The sequence below is a fragment of the Allobosea sp. Root483D1 genome (assembly GCF_001429505.1).
Classification (GTDB): Bacteria; Pseudomonadota; Alphaproteobacteria; order Rhizobiales; family Beijerinckiaceae; genus Allobosea.
In genome coordinates, this window is the sequence record NZ_LMJW01000001.1 from 956,234 (window position 1) to 971,569 (window position 15,336).

13 protein-coding genes are annotated in these 15,336 nt (G+C 68.8%); 1 reads left to right on the forward strand and 12 read right to left on the reverse strand.

What is annotated here, in order from left to right; genetic code table 11:
* Positions 1–8: 8 nt before the first annotated feature.
* Positions 9–719: a SapC family protein gene (locus ASE66_RS04470; protein ID WP_057188325.1), complete on the forward strand. Its 711-nt coding sequence runs from the start codon at positions 9–11 to the stop codon at positions 717–719.
* 23 nt (positions 720–742) lie between these two features.
* Here the strand turns inward: ASE66_RS04470 and ASE66_RS04475 are convergent, their stop codons facing one another.
* The 12 genes from ASE66_RS04475 to ASE66_RS04535 form a co-directional block, all read right to left on the reverse strand.
* Entirely contained in the window at positions 743–1,945 is a 1,203-nt protein-coding gene (locus tag ASE66_RS04475; protein WP_162262441.1) for an MFS transporter, read from the reverse strand.
* 216 nt (positions 1,946–2,161) lie between these two features.
* Positions 2,162–2,911 carry an SDR family NAD(P)-dependent oxidoreductase gene (locus ASE66_RS04485; RefSeq protein WP_057188328.1) on the reverse strand — a complete coding sequence of 250 codons (750 nt, stop codon included), beginning with the start codon at positions 2,909–2,911 and terminating at the stop codon, positions 2,162–2,164.
* 156 nt (positions 2,912–3,067) lie between these two features.
* The gene (locus ASE66_RS04490; protein ID WP_057188329.1) at positions 3,068–4,435 is read right to left on the reverse strand and encodes an aldehyde dehydrogenase family protein; all 1,368 of its coding nucleotides are present in this window, start codon (positions 4,433–4,435) and stop codon (positions 3,068–3,070) included.
* Positions 4,432–6,087 (reverse strand): GMC family oxidoreductase, encoded by a 1,656-nt coding sequence (locus ASE66_RS04495; protein ID WP_057188696.1) that lies wholly within the window; start codon positions 6,085–6,087, stop codon positions 4,432–4,434. The genes ASE66_RS04490 and ASE66_RS04495 overlap by 4 nt, the downstream gene beginning before the upstream one ends.
* Positions 6,088–6,126: 39 nt before the next feature.
* The gene (locus ASE66_RS04500; protein WP_057188330.1) at positions 6,127–7,332 is read right to left on the reverse strand and encodes an ABC transporter substrate-binding protein; all 1,206 of its coding nucleotides are present in this window, start codon (positions 7,330–7,332) and stop codon (positions 6,127–6,129) included.
* Positions 7,333–7,591: 259 nt separating this feature from the next.
* The gene (locus tag ASE66_RS04505; RefSeq protein ID WP_057188331.1) at positions 7,592–8,566 is read right to left on the reverse strand and encodes a quinone oxidoreductase family protein; all 975 of its coding nucleotides are present in this window, start codon (positions 8,564–8,566) and stop codon (positions 7,592–7,594) included.
* 35 nt (positions 8,567–8,601) lie between these two features.
* Complete coding sequence (locus tag ASE66_RS04510) at positions 8,602–9,594, reverse strand: Bug family tripartite tricarboxylate transporter substrate binding protein (RefSeq protein ID WP_057188332.1); 993 nt, start codon at positions 9,592–9,594, stop codon at positions 8,602–8,604.
* 63 nt (positions 9,595–9,657) lie between these two features.
* The gene (locus ASE66_RS04515) at positions 9,658–10,593 is read right to left on the reverse strand and encodes a hydroxymethylglutaryl-CoA lyase (RefSeq protein ID WP_057188697.1); all 936 of its coding nucleotides are present in this window, start codon (positions 10,591–10,593) and stop codon (positions 9,658–9,660) included.
* 5 nt (positions 10,594–10,598) lie between these two features.
* Positions 10,599–11,396 carry an enoyl-CoA hydratase/isomerase family protein gene (locus ASE66_RS04520; protein ID WP_057188333.1) on the reverse strand — a complete coding sequence of 266 codons (798 nt, stop codon included), beginning with the start codon at positions 11,394–11,396 and terminating at the stop codon, positions 10,599–10,601.
* A 22-nt stretch (positions 11,397–11,418) separates the two neighbouring features.
* Positions 11,419–12,834 (reverse strand): MmgE/PrpD family protein, encoded by a 1,416-nt coding sequence (locus ASE66_RS04525; protein WP_057188334.1) that lies wholly within the window; start codon positions 12,832–12,834, stop codon positions 11,419–11,421.
* 23 nt (positions 12,835–12,857) lie between these two features.
* Positions 12,858–14,018, reverse strand: coding sequence for an acyl-CoA dehydrogenase family protein (locus tag ASE66_RS04530; protein WP_057188335.1), 1,161 nt, complete (start codon positions 14,016–14,018; stop codon positions 12,858–12,860).
* Positions 14,019–14,043: 25 nt separating this feature from the next.
* Positions 14,044–15,237 carry a CaiB/BaiF CoA transferase family protein gene (locus ASE66_RS04535; protein ID WP_057188336.1) on the reverse strand — a complete coding sequence of 398 codons (1,194 nt, stop codon included), beginning with the start codon at positions 15,235–15,237 and terminating at the stop codon, positions 14,044–14,046.
* Positions 15,238–15,336 lie beyond the last annotated feature (99 nt).

The window sequence follows — 15,336 nt, forward strand, 5'->3', positions numbered from 1 at the left end:
GACCCATCATGGCGCCCCTGCCGCTGTTCTATTCCAGCATCACCGTACTCGATCGCAACGAGCACCGCGAAGTACGCATAGCCCCGTCCGACAGCCCCTATCGTTTCGCGTCCGGAGCCCATGTGCTGCCGGCGCTGATGGCCGAATTCACGGTCGCATGCCGGGACATGCCGATCCTTTTCATCGAGGAGGCCGGTGTCGTCTCACCGCTGTTCATGGTCGGGATGCGGGCCGGCGAGAGCTGCTTCGTCGATGCCGACGGGCGCTGGCGCGGCCAGCATGCCCCTGCCTATCTGCGACGCTACCCGTTCGTCGGCGGCGAGGTTTCGGCGCAGCAACAGGTCATCTGCGTCGATGGCGGTTTCTCCGGCCTGCAGGACAAGGAAGGCGAGCGCCTCTTCACCGAGGCGGGCGAGCCGACGGAGGCCTTGCAGCGAGCCGTCGCCTTCGTCGGCGAATATGCCGACGCGGCGGCAAAGACAGCCGCCTTCACCGCCGAGCTCAAGGCGCTCGACCTGTTTCAGACCATCAACATCGAGATCCGTTCGCCCGGCGGGGCGAGCTCGAACTTCTCGGGCTTCGCGGCGGTCAGCGAAGAACGCCTCAACGCGCTGTCGGACGAGGCCTGGATCGACCTGCGGCGGAAAGGCTATCTGGTGCCGATCCATGCCCATCTGATCAGCCTGGCGAATTTCTCGCTGCTCGGCGAGCGCTCATAGGCTGCGTCCTCATGCCATCGGCGTCAGCGCCAGCCGCGACGCCACAGCACAAGGATGCCGCATGCGGCGAGTTGGGCGGCAACCAGCAGATAGGGCCAGTCGAAGCTCGCCGTCTGGCTGGCGATCAGCGCGAAGATGAGGGGACCGCAGAAGGAGCCGGCGAAGCCGAAGAGGTTTGCGGCGGAGGTGACGTCGCCGATCAGCGCCGGGGGCGAGAGCCGCGCCAGCTCAGCCATGTAGATGCCGTTCCATCCCAGGGACGTCGCTCCGATCAGGGCGACGCTGCCGTATAGGAGCCATGGCGGGCCGGCCGCCGACCAGACGAACAGGACGAGCGCACCGCTCGCAGCCAGCAAGAGCAGGCATAGCAGCAGCAGGCCTCGGCGCCACCGATCCGCCACCCAGCCGAGGACGATCCGCGACAGCGTGCTGGCGGCGAGCAGGACGGCCACGAAATATCCCGCCTCGGCGAGATCCTTGCTGCGCTGCGTGACCAGATAGGTCGCGGTGAAGGCCTGGACGCTCGCCTGGGCGATCGAAAACGAGATGCCCATGCCGGTGATGAGCGGCAATGACGGATGGGACCGGATGACCTTGGCCGAGCGGCGCAAGGCCGAGGGCGACAGGAACATCCGCGCCCACGCCCGGTTCGCAGGCCCTTTCTCGATATCGAGGCGTTTCTGAAACGGCTGGACGGCCAGCAGGCTGAGGACGACGATAGCCGCGATCAGCCAGGCCGTGTGAGCAAAGCCCAGACTGACCACTGCCGGGGCCACCGTTATGCCGGCGATCGCTCCCCCGAGCGGGACACCGGCCTGCCGGATCGAGAAGATCAGATTGCGATGCCGGGGCGGCGCCGTGCGCATCAGCATCGTGCTGCCCGCCGGATTGTTCGGCGCCAGACCGAGGCCGAGCAGTAGGGCGCCGATGAAGCCGAGCACGGCGACCGGCTGCGACAGGAAGATCATGCCCAGGCAGATCGAAGCCAGGCCGAGTTGCAAGGTGCGGATCGGGCCGTGGTGATCGAGCATCGGCCCGCCGCAGGCCAGGCACCAGCAGATCCCGAACGAAACCGTGGCGGAGACATAGCCGATGCTTTCCGGCGGCAGGTTCCAGCGTTGCGTCAGGATCGGGCCGAGCAGAGGGACGGCTGCCGCTGCGAAAGAACTCACGACCTGCACGAGGAGCGTCGCGCTCAGGGCGCTCCCCCACAATGGCAGCTTCAAAACAATGTCCTCCCGGCGCCTTTGCCGCATGGTCGAATCGGCGCGCCTTCGGCGGCGGCGTTCGACATCGGCTTGCACTGGTCTTCCGTGAATGCGCCGGCGCGGTCGAGGTCGGGCCCGGATTGCCTGACCTGCAGGATTTGCATGCGGCCGGGCTGACGGCCGGAGCAGGCCTGCCGGACCATAGCCTCCACGCGGCTTGCCAATCAGGAGCGATCAGGGTCCGACGAGCTGGCCGCCGTCGACCACGATGCTCTGGGCGGTGACCCAGCTCGCCTTGTCCGAGGCGAGGAAGAGCACGACCTCGGCAACCTCCTCGGGCTTGCCCATCCGGCCGAAGGGGATACTCGCCAGCGTTCCCTGATAGAGCTCAGGGTTCGAGGTTTTCCGGTCCTCCCAGGTGCCGCCCGGGAACTCGATCGAGCCGGGCGCGACGCAGTTCACCCGGATGCCCTTCCGCGCCAGCATCTTCGCCTGGCTTGCCGTGTAGTGCATCACGGCCGCCTTGACGGCGCCGTAAGGCGCCGAACGCGACGAGGCCCGCAGGGCCGAGATCGACGAGATGTTCACGATCGACGAGCCCGGCTTCAGATGCGGGATCGCCGCATGGCTGCCGCGGACGACGGCCATCATGTCGACATTGAGCGAGGCCGCCCAGCCCTCCTCGTCATCCGAATGGCCGAAGCCGGAGGCGTTGTTGACGAGGACGTCCAGCCCGCCGAGAGCCTCCACCGCCGCGGGCACATAGGCCTTGATCGCATCCGCATCGGCGAGGTCGACGCTGGCCGCATGTGCGGTGACGCCGAGCGCCTCGATCTCCCGACGCGTCGCCTCGAGCGGCCCCGCGCTGCGGGCGCAGATCGAAACGGAGGCGCCGCCCGCCGCAAAGCCGAGCGCGATGGACCGCCCGATGCCACGGCTGCCGCCCATCACGATGACGCGCTTGCCGGTGAACTGCTTGGCCATAGGGCATGCCTTCCTGATTGCCTGTCAGCGCCGTTATAGCAGCGGCGGCGTGCCTGACTTCCAGGCCCGACAGCATGGGGGGTACCGTCGAAACACGGGCTCGGCTACCGGCCGCCGCCAGGTTCGGACCGGATGGAGGCGCCCCCGTCGTGGTTCTCAGCCGCGAGCCCGCAAGGAGGGTCTCACCACGACGACCTTCGGCCGCGTATATTCCTCGACCGCATAGCGGATTCCCTCGCGCCCGAAGCCGGAGGTTCCGGTGCCGCCATAGGGCATGTGGTCGACGCGCCAGGTGCCGGGGCCGTTGATGATCACGCCGCCCGCCTGGATGCGGTCCGCCATCGCGAAGGCCGTGTCGATGTCTGCCGTATAGATGCCGTGGTGGATCGCGCCCTCGACGGCGTTGATCTCGGCGATCGCCTCCTCGACGCCCGCGACCGCCGCGACCGCCACAACGGGACCGAAGGCCTCGCGCCGCATCACCGTCATCGCGCCGGTGGCGCCCGCCAGCACGGTCGGCGCCAGCATCGCCTGCGACAGGCTGCCGCCGCAGACCAGTTGCGCGCCCTTGGCGAGAGCATCCTCGATCAGCGCCATGACCCGGCCGGCAGCGGCTTCGTCGACCATCGGACTGATCGCAGCCGTGCCGCCGGGCAGCATCGGCCGCACTTGCTCGGCGAAGCGGCGAACGAACTCGTCATAGACCGGGCTCTCGACATAGATGCGCTGCACCGAGATGCAGGACTGGCCGGAGCGCACGAAGCCGGCCGCGGCGCATTCGCGGGCCGCGGCCTCGACATTGCCGTCGGCCGCGACGAAGACCGCACCGATGCCGCCGAGCTCGAGATGCACATGCTTGCGCGGCACGCGGTCCTTGATCGTCCAGCCGAAGGTGCCGCCGGTGAAACTGACCACCGGCAGGCGCGGATCCTCGACCAGCGCCATCGTGCCGGCATCGTCGAGATCGAGGACCGCGACGGCATCCTGGGGCCAGCCGGCGCGGACCGCGAGCTCGGCCAGGCGGATCGCCGCCCGCGGCACGCGCGGCGACGGCTTGAGCAGGATCGGCGCGCCGGCGGCGATCGCGGGCGCGAGCTTGTGGGCAGGGATCAGCAGCGGGCCGTTATAGGCGGTGATGCCGAGGATCGGCCCGATCGGCTCGCGCCGGATATGCGCGACGGCGCCGCGGGCGCGTTCGACCGCATCGACATTGAGCGTCTCCGACGTCCCGACCCGGGCATAGGCTGCCGAGAGCTGGAAGACCTCCATGGCGCGCTGCGTTTCGAGCCTCATGTCGGCGACGCTGAGATAGCCGCTCTCCTCGGCGAGGCTCTGCGCGATGCCTTCCAGCCCTTCGCCCAGCGCCAGGGCGACCTTGTCGAGCACGGCGGCCCGGTCGAAGCTGCTGGTCGCGCGGACCGTTTCGGCGGCGGCGGCCAGCCCCGCGACGGCGCGTTCGACCGCACCCGCATCGAGCAGGACCTCCTGGCCGGCGACGAAGCCCGTCCGCGGGATGTCCGTCATGATGCCACCTGCATGAGTGAAGGAAGGATGTCGGCGGCCTGATGCCCCGTCCGGGCGGCGATGATCATCGCCGCAGCCTTCTCGGCGATCATCAGCGTCGCGGCGTTGGTATTGGCCGAGGGAATGCTGGGCATCACCGAGGCGTCGGCGATCCGCAGCCCATCGATCCCGATCAGCCGCAATTGCGGGTCGACGACGGCGAGGGGATCGCTCGCCGGCCCCATCCGGCATGTGCCGGTGAAGTGGAACACCGTCGATCCGCGCTGGCGCGCGAAGTTCAGCAGGTCGCCGTCGCTCTGGGCCTGCGGACCCGGCAGCTCCTCGCGCTCGACATAGCGCGCCATCTCCTGCGTGCCGAGGAAGGAGCGCGCCAGCCTGATCCCGGCGAGCAGCACGCGCCGGTCGTGATCGTGCTGGAGGTAGTTCGGCTGAACCAGCGGCGTCTCAACCGGGTCCGGCGAGCGCAGCCTGACATGGCCGCGGCTCTCCGGGCGCTGCTGCCAGACGCCGCAGGTGACGCCGGAGAAATCGTCGAGCACGCCGACCGAGCCCTCGCGATAGCTCGCGGGGGTGAAGGTGAACTGCAGGTCGCTGTCGTCGAGCAGCGGATCCGACTTGGCGAAGACATAGGCGAGCGAGGGGTTGAGGGCCAGGATGCTGGGTCGCCCAGCCAACCAGCGAAGCCCTTCCCAGAGCAGGCGCGGGCCGCGCACCCGGTCGTTGATCGTGTCGACGCCGCGGATGCGGGCGACGAGGCGGACGGCGAAGTGATCCTGCAGGTTCTCGCCGACACCGGGCCGGGCATGAACGAGCGGCAGGCCGAGCTCCGCGAGCAGCGGCGCCGGACCGATGCCCGAGAGCTGCAGCAGCCGCGGCGAATTGAGGGTGCCACTCGACAGCACGATCTCGCGCCTGGCGGTGATGCTGCGGGTCCGCGTCAGGTCGGGGCCATGGGCGTAGACGAGCCCGCTCGCCCGGCCCTCGGAAACGGTGATCCGCAGCACGCGGGCATCGGTCCGGACGGTCAGGTTGGGCCGCGTTCGGATCGGTTTCAGGAAGGCGCGGGCGGAGCTGACGCGCCGTCCCCCGCGGATGAGGCGCTGATAGAAGCCGACGCCCTCCTGCCGGCCGGCATTGTAGTCGGGGTTCCGCGGCAGGCCGAGGCCGGCAACGCCGGCGACGAAGGCGTCGCAGAGCGGGTGGCTCCAGTCGATGTCAGTGACGGGGAGCGGCCCGTCCTGCCCTCGGCCGCTCGCGCCGGGGCGGCGCTCGCTGCGGTTGAAATAGGGCAGGACGTCGTCATAGGCCCAGCCGCCATTGCCCTTCTGCGCCCAGATGTCGAAATCGGCGCGCTGGCCGCGATTGTAGACATGGCCGTTGATCGAGCTCGACCCGCCCAGCGTCCGGCCGGTCCGCAGCGGGATGCTGCGGCCGTCGGTCCAGCTGGTCGGCTCGGTCGGAAAGGCCCAGGTCAGATCCGGATTGGTCAGCGTCTTGATGAAGCCGGCCGGGATATGGATGTAGGGATTGCGGTCGGGTGGGCCGGCCTCGATAACGCAGACCGAGTAGCGGCCATCCTCGCTGAGCCGGTTGGCGAGGATGCATCCTGCCGAGCCGGCCCCGACGACGACATAATCGAAGCTCTCATTCATGCCGGCCATCGCAGCCCAATTCTTCGTCGCGGAGGCGGTTCAGCCCGGCACCTTCGCCGTGGGGCACTCGCTGCGCGACAGCGGCTTGCTGACGTCCTCGGCCGGCACGGTGGCAAGCACCTTGTAGTAGTCCCACGGACCTTTCGACTCCGCGGGCTTCTTCACTTCGAGCAGGAAGTAGTCCTGCATCACCTTGCCGTCCGCGCGGATGTGGCCGTTGCTGATCAGCGCGTCCTTGATGGGCATCTCGCGCATGGCCGCCGAGACCTTGTCGGCGTCGGTCGTCCCGGCCTTCTCCACCGCCTTGAGATAATGCGTCACGGCGCTGTAGAGCCCGGCATGGTACATGCCCGGCGCGCGGCCATTGGTGCGCTCCATGAAGCGCTTGCCCCAGGCGCGGGTGCTGTCGGTGCGATCCCAATAGAAGGATTCGGTCACGACCGTGCCCTGCGCCGCGGGAAGGCCGAGGGCGTGCACGTCGCTGATGAACAGCACCAGCGCGGCGATCTTGGTGCCCGCTGCGGTGAGGCCGAATTCGCGCGCCTGGTTGATCGAGCGCACAGTGTCGCCGGTGCCGTTCGCCAGGCCGACGACATTGGCGCCGGAGGACTGCGCCTGCAACAGATGCGAGGCGAAGTCCTGATTGTTGAGCGGGTGCTTGGCGCTGCCGGCAACGCTGCCGCCAGCTTCCTTGACCGCGGCTGACGCGTCGCGCTCCAGCGCATGGCCGAAGGCGTAGTCGGCGGTGATGAAGAACCATTTGGTGCCGCCGGCCTTGACCAGCGCCCGCCCGGCGCTCGAGGCCATGGTGTAAGTGTCCATCGCCCATTGCGTGGCATAGGGCGAGCAGGCCTTGCCGGTGAAATCCGACGAGGCGCCGGCGGTGTTGAGGAAGACGCGCTGCTTCTCCTTGGTCAGCGCCTGGATGCCGAGGCCGATCGAGGAGACGGGAACGTCGACGATGGCGCTGACGCCCTGAGTGTCGAGCCATTCGCGCGCAACGGCCAGCCCGACATCGGGCTTGGCCTGATGGTCCGCCGTGACGAGCTCGATCGGCTGGCCCAGCACCTTGCCGCCGAAATCCTCGACCGCCAGCCGGGCCGCAGCGACGGAGCCCGGACCGGTGATGTCGGCATAGACGCCGCCCATATCGCTGAGCACGCCGATCTTGACCCGCTCCTGGGCGACCCCGGCGCCGCCGGACAGACACAGCGCCAAAGCGGCGACACTGAGGGAAATGCGCATGGGACGGCCCTTCTCTTCGTTTCCCCGAACACGCGGCACTGCATGGCATCGCGCTTTATGTCGAATGAATAAGAAGAGTTGCGAAAGCCTGTCAAGGGTAGGCAACAGTTCTGCGGTATTTTGTTCGACCTTTTAAAGGGAGGCCCGGATTTTCAAGCCATGAAGGCTGATCTCGACCGCTTCGGGCGAAGTCCAGGGGGCGGCGAGGCATGGCAGAGCCGCACCGGCAGACTTGACGGCCGCGGCTGACGCTTGCCGATCAGGGAAGCAGGATGGTCGGTCCCATTGTCTGGCGCGCCTCCAGCAGGGCGTGCGCCCTGCCCGCTTCCGCGAGCGGCAGGCGCAGGCCGATCTCAACGGCGAGAATGCCCTGGCCGAGCAAGGCGAAGACCTCGTCCGCCATCTGGTGCAATCGGGCGGGATCGCGCAGATAATGGAACACGATCGGCCGCGAGAGCGCGTTCGAGCGCGCCGCGAGCTGTGAGACCTCGAAGGGCGGCACGGGCCCGGAGCTCTGGCCGAAGTTCACCAGCCGGCCGAACCAGGCCAGGCTGGCCAGCGAAGCCTGGAAGCTGTCGCGGCCCACGGAATCATAGGCGACGGCGACGCCCTGGCCAGCCGTGATCTGCCGGACGCGCTCCGGAAGATCACCCATGGCGCCGGTGATCACGTGCTGCGCGCCACAGGCGCGGGCCACCGCCTCCTTGCTGGTATCACCGACGGTGGCGATGACCGTTGCCCCGAGATGCCGTGCCCAGCGGCAAAGCAACTGGCCGACGCCGCCTGCGGCGGCATGGACCAGAACAAAGTCCCCGGGCCCGACCCGGTATTCACGACGCAGCAGCATGCAGGCCGTGAGACCCTTGAGGATCGTGGCTGCGGCGACCTCGTCGCCGACCTCCGCCGGCAATTTCAGCGCCAGAGCCGCCGGCAGGTTGCGTTCGGCGGCATAGGCGCCGTAGCTGCCGGTGACGTAACAGACCCTGTCGCCGACGGCGAAGCCCTCGACGCCGGCGCCCAGCCCTTCGACGACGCCGCTGGCCTCGATGCCGGGGATGCCGGGCAAAGCCAGCGTGCGGTAGAGCCCCGAGCGCACATAGACGTCGTGAAAGTTGACGCCCACTGCGGTCTGCCGCAGCCGGAGCTCGCCCGGCCCCGGCTCGGCCAGGGCGACCTGCCTGAGCTCGAGCCTCTCCGGCCCGCCATACTCGCTGAGAAGAATTGCCGCGGTCATCGGTCCCGCCTCCTGGACGTGCTGCGCCCGAGCTCTCAGCCGGTGATCTTCAGGCCGGTGCGTTTGCCGATCTCGCGAAAGCGCGCATTCTCGGCCACGACAATATCACGGGCGCTCTCGGGCGTGTTGACGCCCGTCCAGGGCTCCATGCCGGCCTTGAGGAAGCGCTCGCGCGTGACCTCCTGCTTCAGGGAGGCCGCGCTCGCGCGGCTCAGCCTGGCGAGGACATCGCGCGGCAGTCCCGCCGGGGCATGGATGAGATAGTAGATGTTCAGCTCCATCTCCTTGAAGCCGAGCTCGTTGAAGGTCGGGATATCCGGAAACAGCGGGAAGCGCTGCGGGCTGGTGACGGCCAGCGCCCGCACGGCGCCACCTTCGAGCAGACCGGTGGCGGAGCCGAGCGAGGCTAAGCCCCAGGCGGTCTCGCCGGTCGAGACGCTCAGCACCGCCGGCGCGCCGCCGCGATAAGGCACATGGCGCGACTGGTTGGAGGGACCGGCCAGGTGGCGCAGCAATTCGCAGCCGATATGCGGGATCGAGCCGGCGCCCGAGCTCGAATAGTTCAGATCGGCCGATTTCTGCGAGCGCAGCACGTCGATCGCCTCGGCTACCGTCCTGGCCGGAAAATTGGGGCTGACGATGAAGGCCATCGGCGCGGTGCAGACCGTCGCGATCCAGTCGAAATCCTTAATCGGATCGTATTTGATGCCGAGTTCGTGCATCGCCGGCCAGATCGCGAAGGACGAGGATTCCGACAGCAGCAGGCTGTAGCCATCGGGCTGCTGCCGGGTGAGCCAGGCCGCGGCGACGGTGCCGCTGGCGCCGGGCCGGTTCTCGACGACCAGGCGGTGGCCGCCGAGCTCGGCTGCCATGCCCTCGATCATCATCCGCGCGGCGACGTCGGTCGAGCCGCCCGGAGGGTAGCCGTTGGCCATGATCGGCGAGCGGGTCGGATAACCTTGCGCTGCGGCGCCTCCGGCTAACAGCGGCAACGTCGACAGCCCGACGAGGCATTCCCTGCGGTTCATGATCTCCTCCCTGCTGATGCGGACTGTCCTCGCCCGCTTGGTTTCGTTGGAACCGTGCCGAGGTCAGCCAGGCGCCGCTGCGCGACGAAAGCTCTTCGGCAGCCCGACGCGGGCGACGCCGCCCGAGAAGCGCTCGCCCGGGAGCCATTCCTCGAACCGACGACGCAGCGCCAGGAGCGCCTCGATGTCGATCCCGGTGTCGAAGCCCATCGCCTCGAGCATGAAAGCGCAGTCCTCGGTGCCGATGTTGCCGGTCGCGCCCGGCGCGAAGGGGCAGCCGCCGAGCCCGCCCAGAGAGGCATCGAAGCGCCGGACGCCGGCTTCGAGCGAAGCCGCGACATTGGCGAGGCCGAGGCCGCGGGTGTCGTGGAAATGGGCGGCGAGCGGGATGTCGCCGACAGCGCGGCGCAATGCTTCGAACATATGGCGGACCCGGTACGGATCGCCATAGCCGACGGTGTCGGCCGCCATGATCTCGTCGGCACCGTCGCGGGCGAGGGTCTCGGCTATCGCGACGACGCGTACCGCCGGGACCTCGCCCTGCAGCGTGCAGCCGAACGCCGTGGCGATGCCGCAGCCGAGCACGACCTGTCCGACCAGGCCGCGGGCGCGGCGCTCGGCGACGATCAGCCGGAATTCTTCCAGCGCGGCATCGGTGCTGCGGCGCGCATTGGCGAGACTGTGCGCCTCGCTCGCCGACACGACATAATTGACCTTGCGCAGGCCGGCATCGAAGGCGCGGATCGCGCCCTTCAGATTGACGACCAGGGCCGAGACCGTCGCGCCCGCGAGCGCCCCGACGCCAGCCGCGACCTCGCCGGCATCGGCGAATTGCGGGATGACATGGGCCGGCACGAAGGAGGTGGCCTCGATCTCGCGCAGACCGGCAGCCGCCGCGGAGCGGGCGAAGTCGAGCTTCTGCGCGGTGGAAAGGACGGTCTTCGCCATCTGCAAGCCGTCGCGCAGGCCGACCTCGCGGATCAGGACGGGCTCCGCCATGGCGCTCATCGACCCTGGAAGCGCGGGGCGCGCTTTTCATTGAAGGCGCGCACGCCTTCGTGGCGATCCTGCGTCGGGACCATCCGGGCATAGGCCTCGATTTCCAGAGCGAGCCCGTCGCGCAGCGACATCTGCAACCCGCGATGGATGGAGAGCTTGGCCTGCCGCGTGGCAATCGGCGCGTTGCGGGCGATCGCGGTGGCAGTCTCGCGACTCTGCGGCAGCAAGTCCTGCAGCGCCAGCACGCGGTTGACTAGGCCCCAGCCCTCCGCCTCCGTCGCCGTGAAGGGCCGACCGGTCAGAATCAGCTCCTTGGCCCGGCGCTCGCCGAGCGCACGCGGCAGCGTCTGCGTGCCACCGCCGCCGGGCATGATCCCAAGCGTCACCTCGGTCTGGGCGAAGCGGGCATGCTCCGCCGCGTAGAGGAAGTCGCAGCAGGCCGCGATCTCGCAGCCGCCGCCATAGGCCGCGCCGTTGACGGCGCCGATCAGCGGAACCGGGCAGTCGAGCAGGGCACGCACCATACGCTCGAACACGAGATGCTGACGCTGCCATTGCTCGTCGGTCATGCCGCGGCGCTCCTTGAGGTCGCCGCCGGCGCAGAAGGCCTTCTCGCCCTCTCCGGTCAGGATGATGCAGCGCAGATCGGCCGGGTCGAGCGCGATCGCCTCGAAGAGCGCGACGAGGTCCCGGCCCATCCGGGTGTTGAGCGCATTCATCGCGGCGGGCCGGGCCAGGGTGACCACCAGCACGTGCTCCTGCGTGCGGCCGAGTTTCAGCGTTTCGAAGTCGTTCTCCGTCATCGGCTTTGCTCCGGCTGCCTCGTCACGCTGCCTGCCGGCGCAATGCGTTGCTGCGCAGGCGCGACAGCCAGTCGTCGATCCGCGCCTGCCCGGCGAGCGACAGCCCCTCGTCGAACAGCGCCCTCGCCTCCTCCCGGGCGAGCGACGGCTCAGCGCGCTGCAGGCAATCGAGCCATTTCGCTTCGAGCTGGGGCCCGGTCAGCGGATCCTGCCGCGATCCCGGCGAGGCGGTGATCGTGCGCGACAGGGCGCGGCCGTCGCGCAGACCGAGGGTCACGGTAACCGGCGCGCTGCCGAGATCGCTGCCCTTCTGCGCCGCGCCCGCTACCTCGACGACCGTGACGTCGGCCAGGCGCGCCTGGATTTCGGAGCGCAGCACCGCGGCGTCGGTGAAACTCTTCAGATCGATGCGGCCATCGGCGAGGCTGGCGACCACGGCATAGGGCGCGCTGAAGAGGCCGTTGAGGCCGCTCTTCGGAGCGGGGTGGATCAGGGGCTTGGTCCCACCCGCGGGCATCTCGACCCGCATGGTGGCGACGTCGTCCAAGGCGAGAGCGTGCTCGCGCCCGAGCGCCAGCGTCGCCTCGATCATCTTGTGCAGCATGTAGCAGCAGGGATAGCGCTTCTGCTCGAAACCCGGCTCGACGATGGCAAAGGGCTCGCCGAGCGTGAGCCCGGCCGGCCAGAGATCGGTCTCACCGCCGGAAAACGCGTGCAGGAAGCCCTCGCGCTCGACCGGGTCGGCCGCGCCCTCGACGCCTGCCACCGCAAACCGCACGGCGCGCAGTCCGTTCGCGGCGGCGATGCCGACATGCAGCGACTTCACCATCGAGCCGAAGTTCTTGCGCAGGCCGGACGACATGCTGGCGGCGATCGCCAGGGCATGGCGCGTGCGGCCTTCATCGAGCCTCGCCAGCCTGGCGCAGGCCGCCGCCGCACCGACGGCACCCAGGGTCGCAGTGGCATGGAAACCCAGGGCGTAATGGCGGAAGCCCATGGCCTGGCCGAGCCGGATCAGCACCTCCGTCCCGATCGCGAAGGCCTCGAGCAGATCGCGCCCGCTCGCCTGGCCGCGCGGCACCGCCGCCAGCAGGGCCGAGAGCACCGGCGCACTCGGATGGCAGACGGTCAGCATGCTGACATCGTCATAGTCGAGCACATGGCTCGCCATGCCGAACAGCATCGCGGCATCGTCGGCACGATAGCTGGCATCGCTCCAGAAGGAGGGCACGGCGCCAACGCGTGCCTCGGGCTCGAGCGCCCTTTGCAACGCGGCCAGGCCGGGCTCGACGCCACCAGCAATGGTCACGGCCAGTGTGTCGAGCACGGCCGGAACCGCCTGCGCGATCACGACTTCATCCACCGTGGCGGAAGTCACGAAGCGGACGAGGTCCTGCGTCGCCGATGCGGCGGGCTGGCTGCCGGGTTGAAGCGTCATCGCGGCCCTCCGGGCGGTTGCTGTCAGTAGGAGCGGGGCATCCCGAGCGCGTGCTGAGCGACCTGCGCCAGGATCAAATTGTTGGAGATCGGCGCCGTGCGGAACAGGCGCGCCTCCTTCCACTTGCGTTCGACATGGTATTCGCAGGCGACGCCGTAGCCGCCGAAGGTGGTCATGCAGGCCTCGGCAGCCTCCCAACTCGCCTCGGTCGCTAGGTATTTTGCCATGCTGGTCTCGGTGCCGCAGGGCTTGCCCTGGTCGAACAGGGCGGCCGCCCGGTTGCGCATGAGCTCCGCCGCCTGGACGTTCATATGGGCCTTGGCGATCGGGAACTGGATGCCCTGGTTCTGGCCGATCGGCCGGTCGAAGACGCGGCGCTCGCCGGCATAGCGCGACGCCTGCTCAACGAACCATTTGCCGTCGCCGAGCGCCTCGCTGCTGACCAGCAGGCGTTCGGAATTGAGGGAGTCCAGGAGGTAGTGGAAGCCCTTGCCCTCCTCGCCGATGCGGTCCTCCTCGCCGACCTCGAGATTGTCGATGAAGACCTCGTTGGTGTGGTGGTTCATCATGGTGCGGATCGGCCTGCCCTTGAGAGAGGCGCCGGCCTTGGCGATGTCGACGAGGAAGAGGCTAAGCCCCTCGGTCTTTTTGGCGACCTCCTCGATCGGCGTGGTGCGCGCGATCAGCAGGTACATGTGCGACTGGAAATAGCGCGAGGTCCAGATCTTCTGGCCGTTGATGACGTAGCCGCCCGGCACCTTCCGCGCGAAGGTCTTGATCTTCAGGGTATTCGAGCCGGCATCCGGCTCAGTCACGCCGAAGGCCTGCAGCCGCAGGCTGCCATCGGCGATCTTCGGCAGGTATCTGCGCTTCTGGGCGTCGCTGCCGTGATTGAGCAGCGAGCCCATCGTGTACATCTGGGCATGGCAGGCGGCGCCGTTGCCGCCCGAGCGGTTGACTTCCTCCAGGATGATGCAGCCGTCGAGGACGCCGAGCCCGGAGCCGCCATAGGCCTGCGGAATCAGCGCCGCGAGCCAGCCGGCCTCCGTCATGGCCTGGACGAAGGCCTCCGGGTAGGCGGCCTGCTCGTCGCAGGCCAGCCAGTAATCCGGCCCGTAGCCGGCACAGAGCCTGCGCACCGCTTCGCGGATCTCTTGTTGTGTCTCGGTGTAGTCGAAGTCCATCTCTCGCCTCGTCCCGGCCCGCGGCTCAGCCGATGATTCCGGCGTCGCGCAACTGCGCGAGCCGCTGTGTTCCGACGCCGAACTCGGCCAGCACCGCAGCCGTGTCGGCGCCCAGCCCCGGCGGAGATCGCGGCGGGCCGTTGCGCTTGCCACCCAGCCTGAGCGGCAGCGCCACCACGCGGTGGTCCGACACGCCCTCGACCGGCATGTCCGCGATCATCTCCGATGCCAGAACCTGCTCGTTCCCGAGCATCTGCGAGACGTCGTGCATCTCGCTGCAGGGCGCTCCGGCCCGGCGCAGGCGCGCGACGATCTCCCCGGTCGGGAACTGCAAGGTCAGGGCCGTGACGGCGAGGCACAGTGCCTCGCGATTGGCCACGCGCAGCGGGTTCGTCACGAAGCGCGGATCGTCCGCGAGGGCGGGATCGCCCAGCCCCTCGCAGACGCGCCGGAACAGGCCGTCATTGCCGGCGGCGATGAAGACCTGCCCGTCCGCCGACTGGAACAGCTCATAAGGAGCGGTCATCGCCATGGCCGAGCCCATCTTGCGCGGCAGCTTGCCGGTGGCGAGATAGCTCGCGACGAAGACGGTCATCCAGTTGACGCCGGTGTCGAGCAGGCTGGCCTCGACCGTCAGTCCCCGGCCGGTCCTGGCGCGCTCGACGATCCCGGCGAAGATGCCGAGCGCCGCCCACATGCCGGTCCCGATATCGATCAGCGATACGCCGACGCGCACGGGGCCGTCGCCCTCGCTGCCGGTCACGCTCATCACCCCGGTGAAGGCCTGCATGAGCGGGTCGTAGCCCGGCAGCCGGCTCAGCGGGCCGCTCTGGCCGAAGGCGCTGATCGCGCAATGGATCAGGCGCGGATTGAGCACCATCAGCTCGTCCGCGCCGAAGCCGCGCGCCTCGGCGCTGCCGGGCTTCATCGCATGGATGAAGATGTCGGCTCCCGCGACCAGCTCGCGCAGCAGGGCGACGCCGTCCGGCGTGTCGAGATCGATGCAGATGCTGCGCTTGTTGCGGTTGAGCGACAGGAAGGTCGAGGACTGGCCGCCGATCTCCGGCGGGCGCCAGTCGCGCGTGTCGTCGCCGCGGCCCGGCCGCTCGACCTTGATGACCTCGGCGCCGAAATCACCGAGCACCTGGGTGCAGAAGGGGCCGGCCACGTTCTGCGTCAGGTCCACGACCTTCAGCCCGGCCAGAACGGATTCGATCATGATGTCCCTGTCCGCCGCTTGCCCGCGGGCAACCTCAGCGGCCGCGGTCTATTTGTTCGACGAATATGGCAGAGAGAGATCGAGATCAAGTGGTGAGAC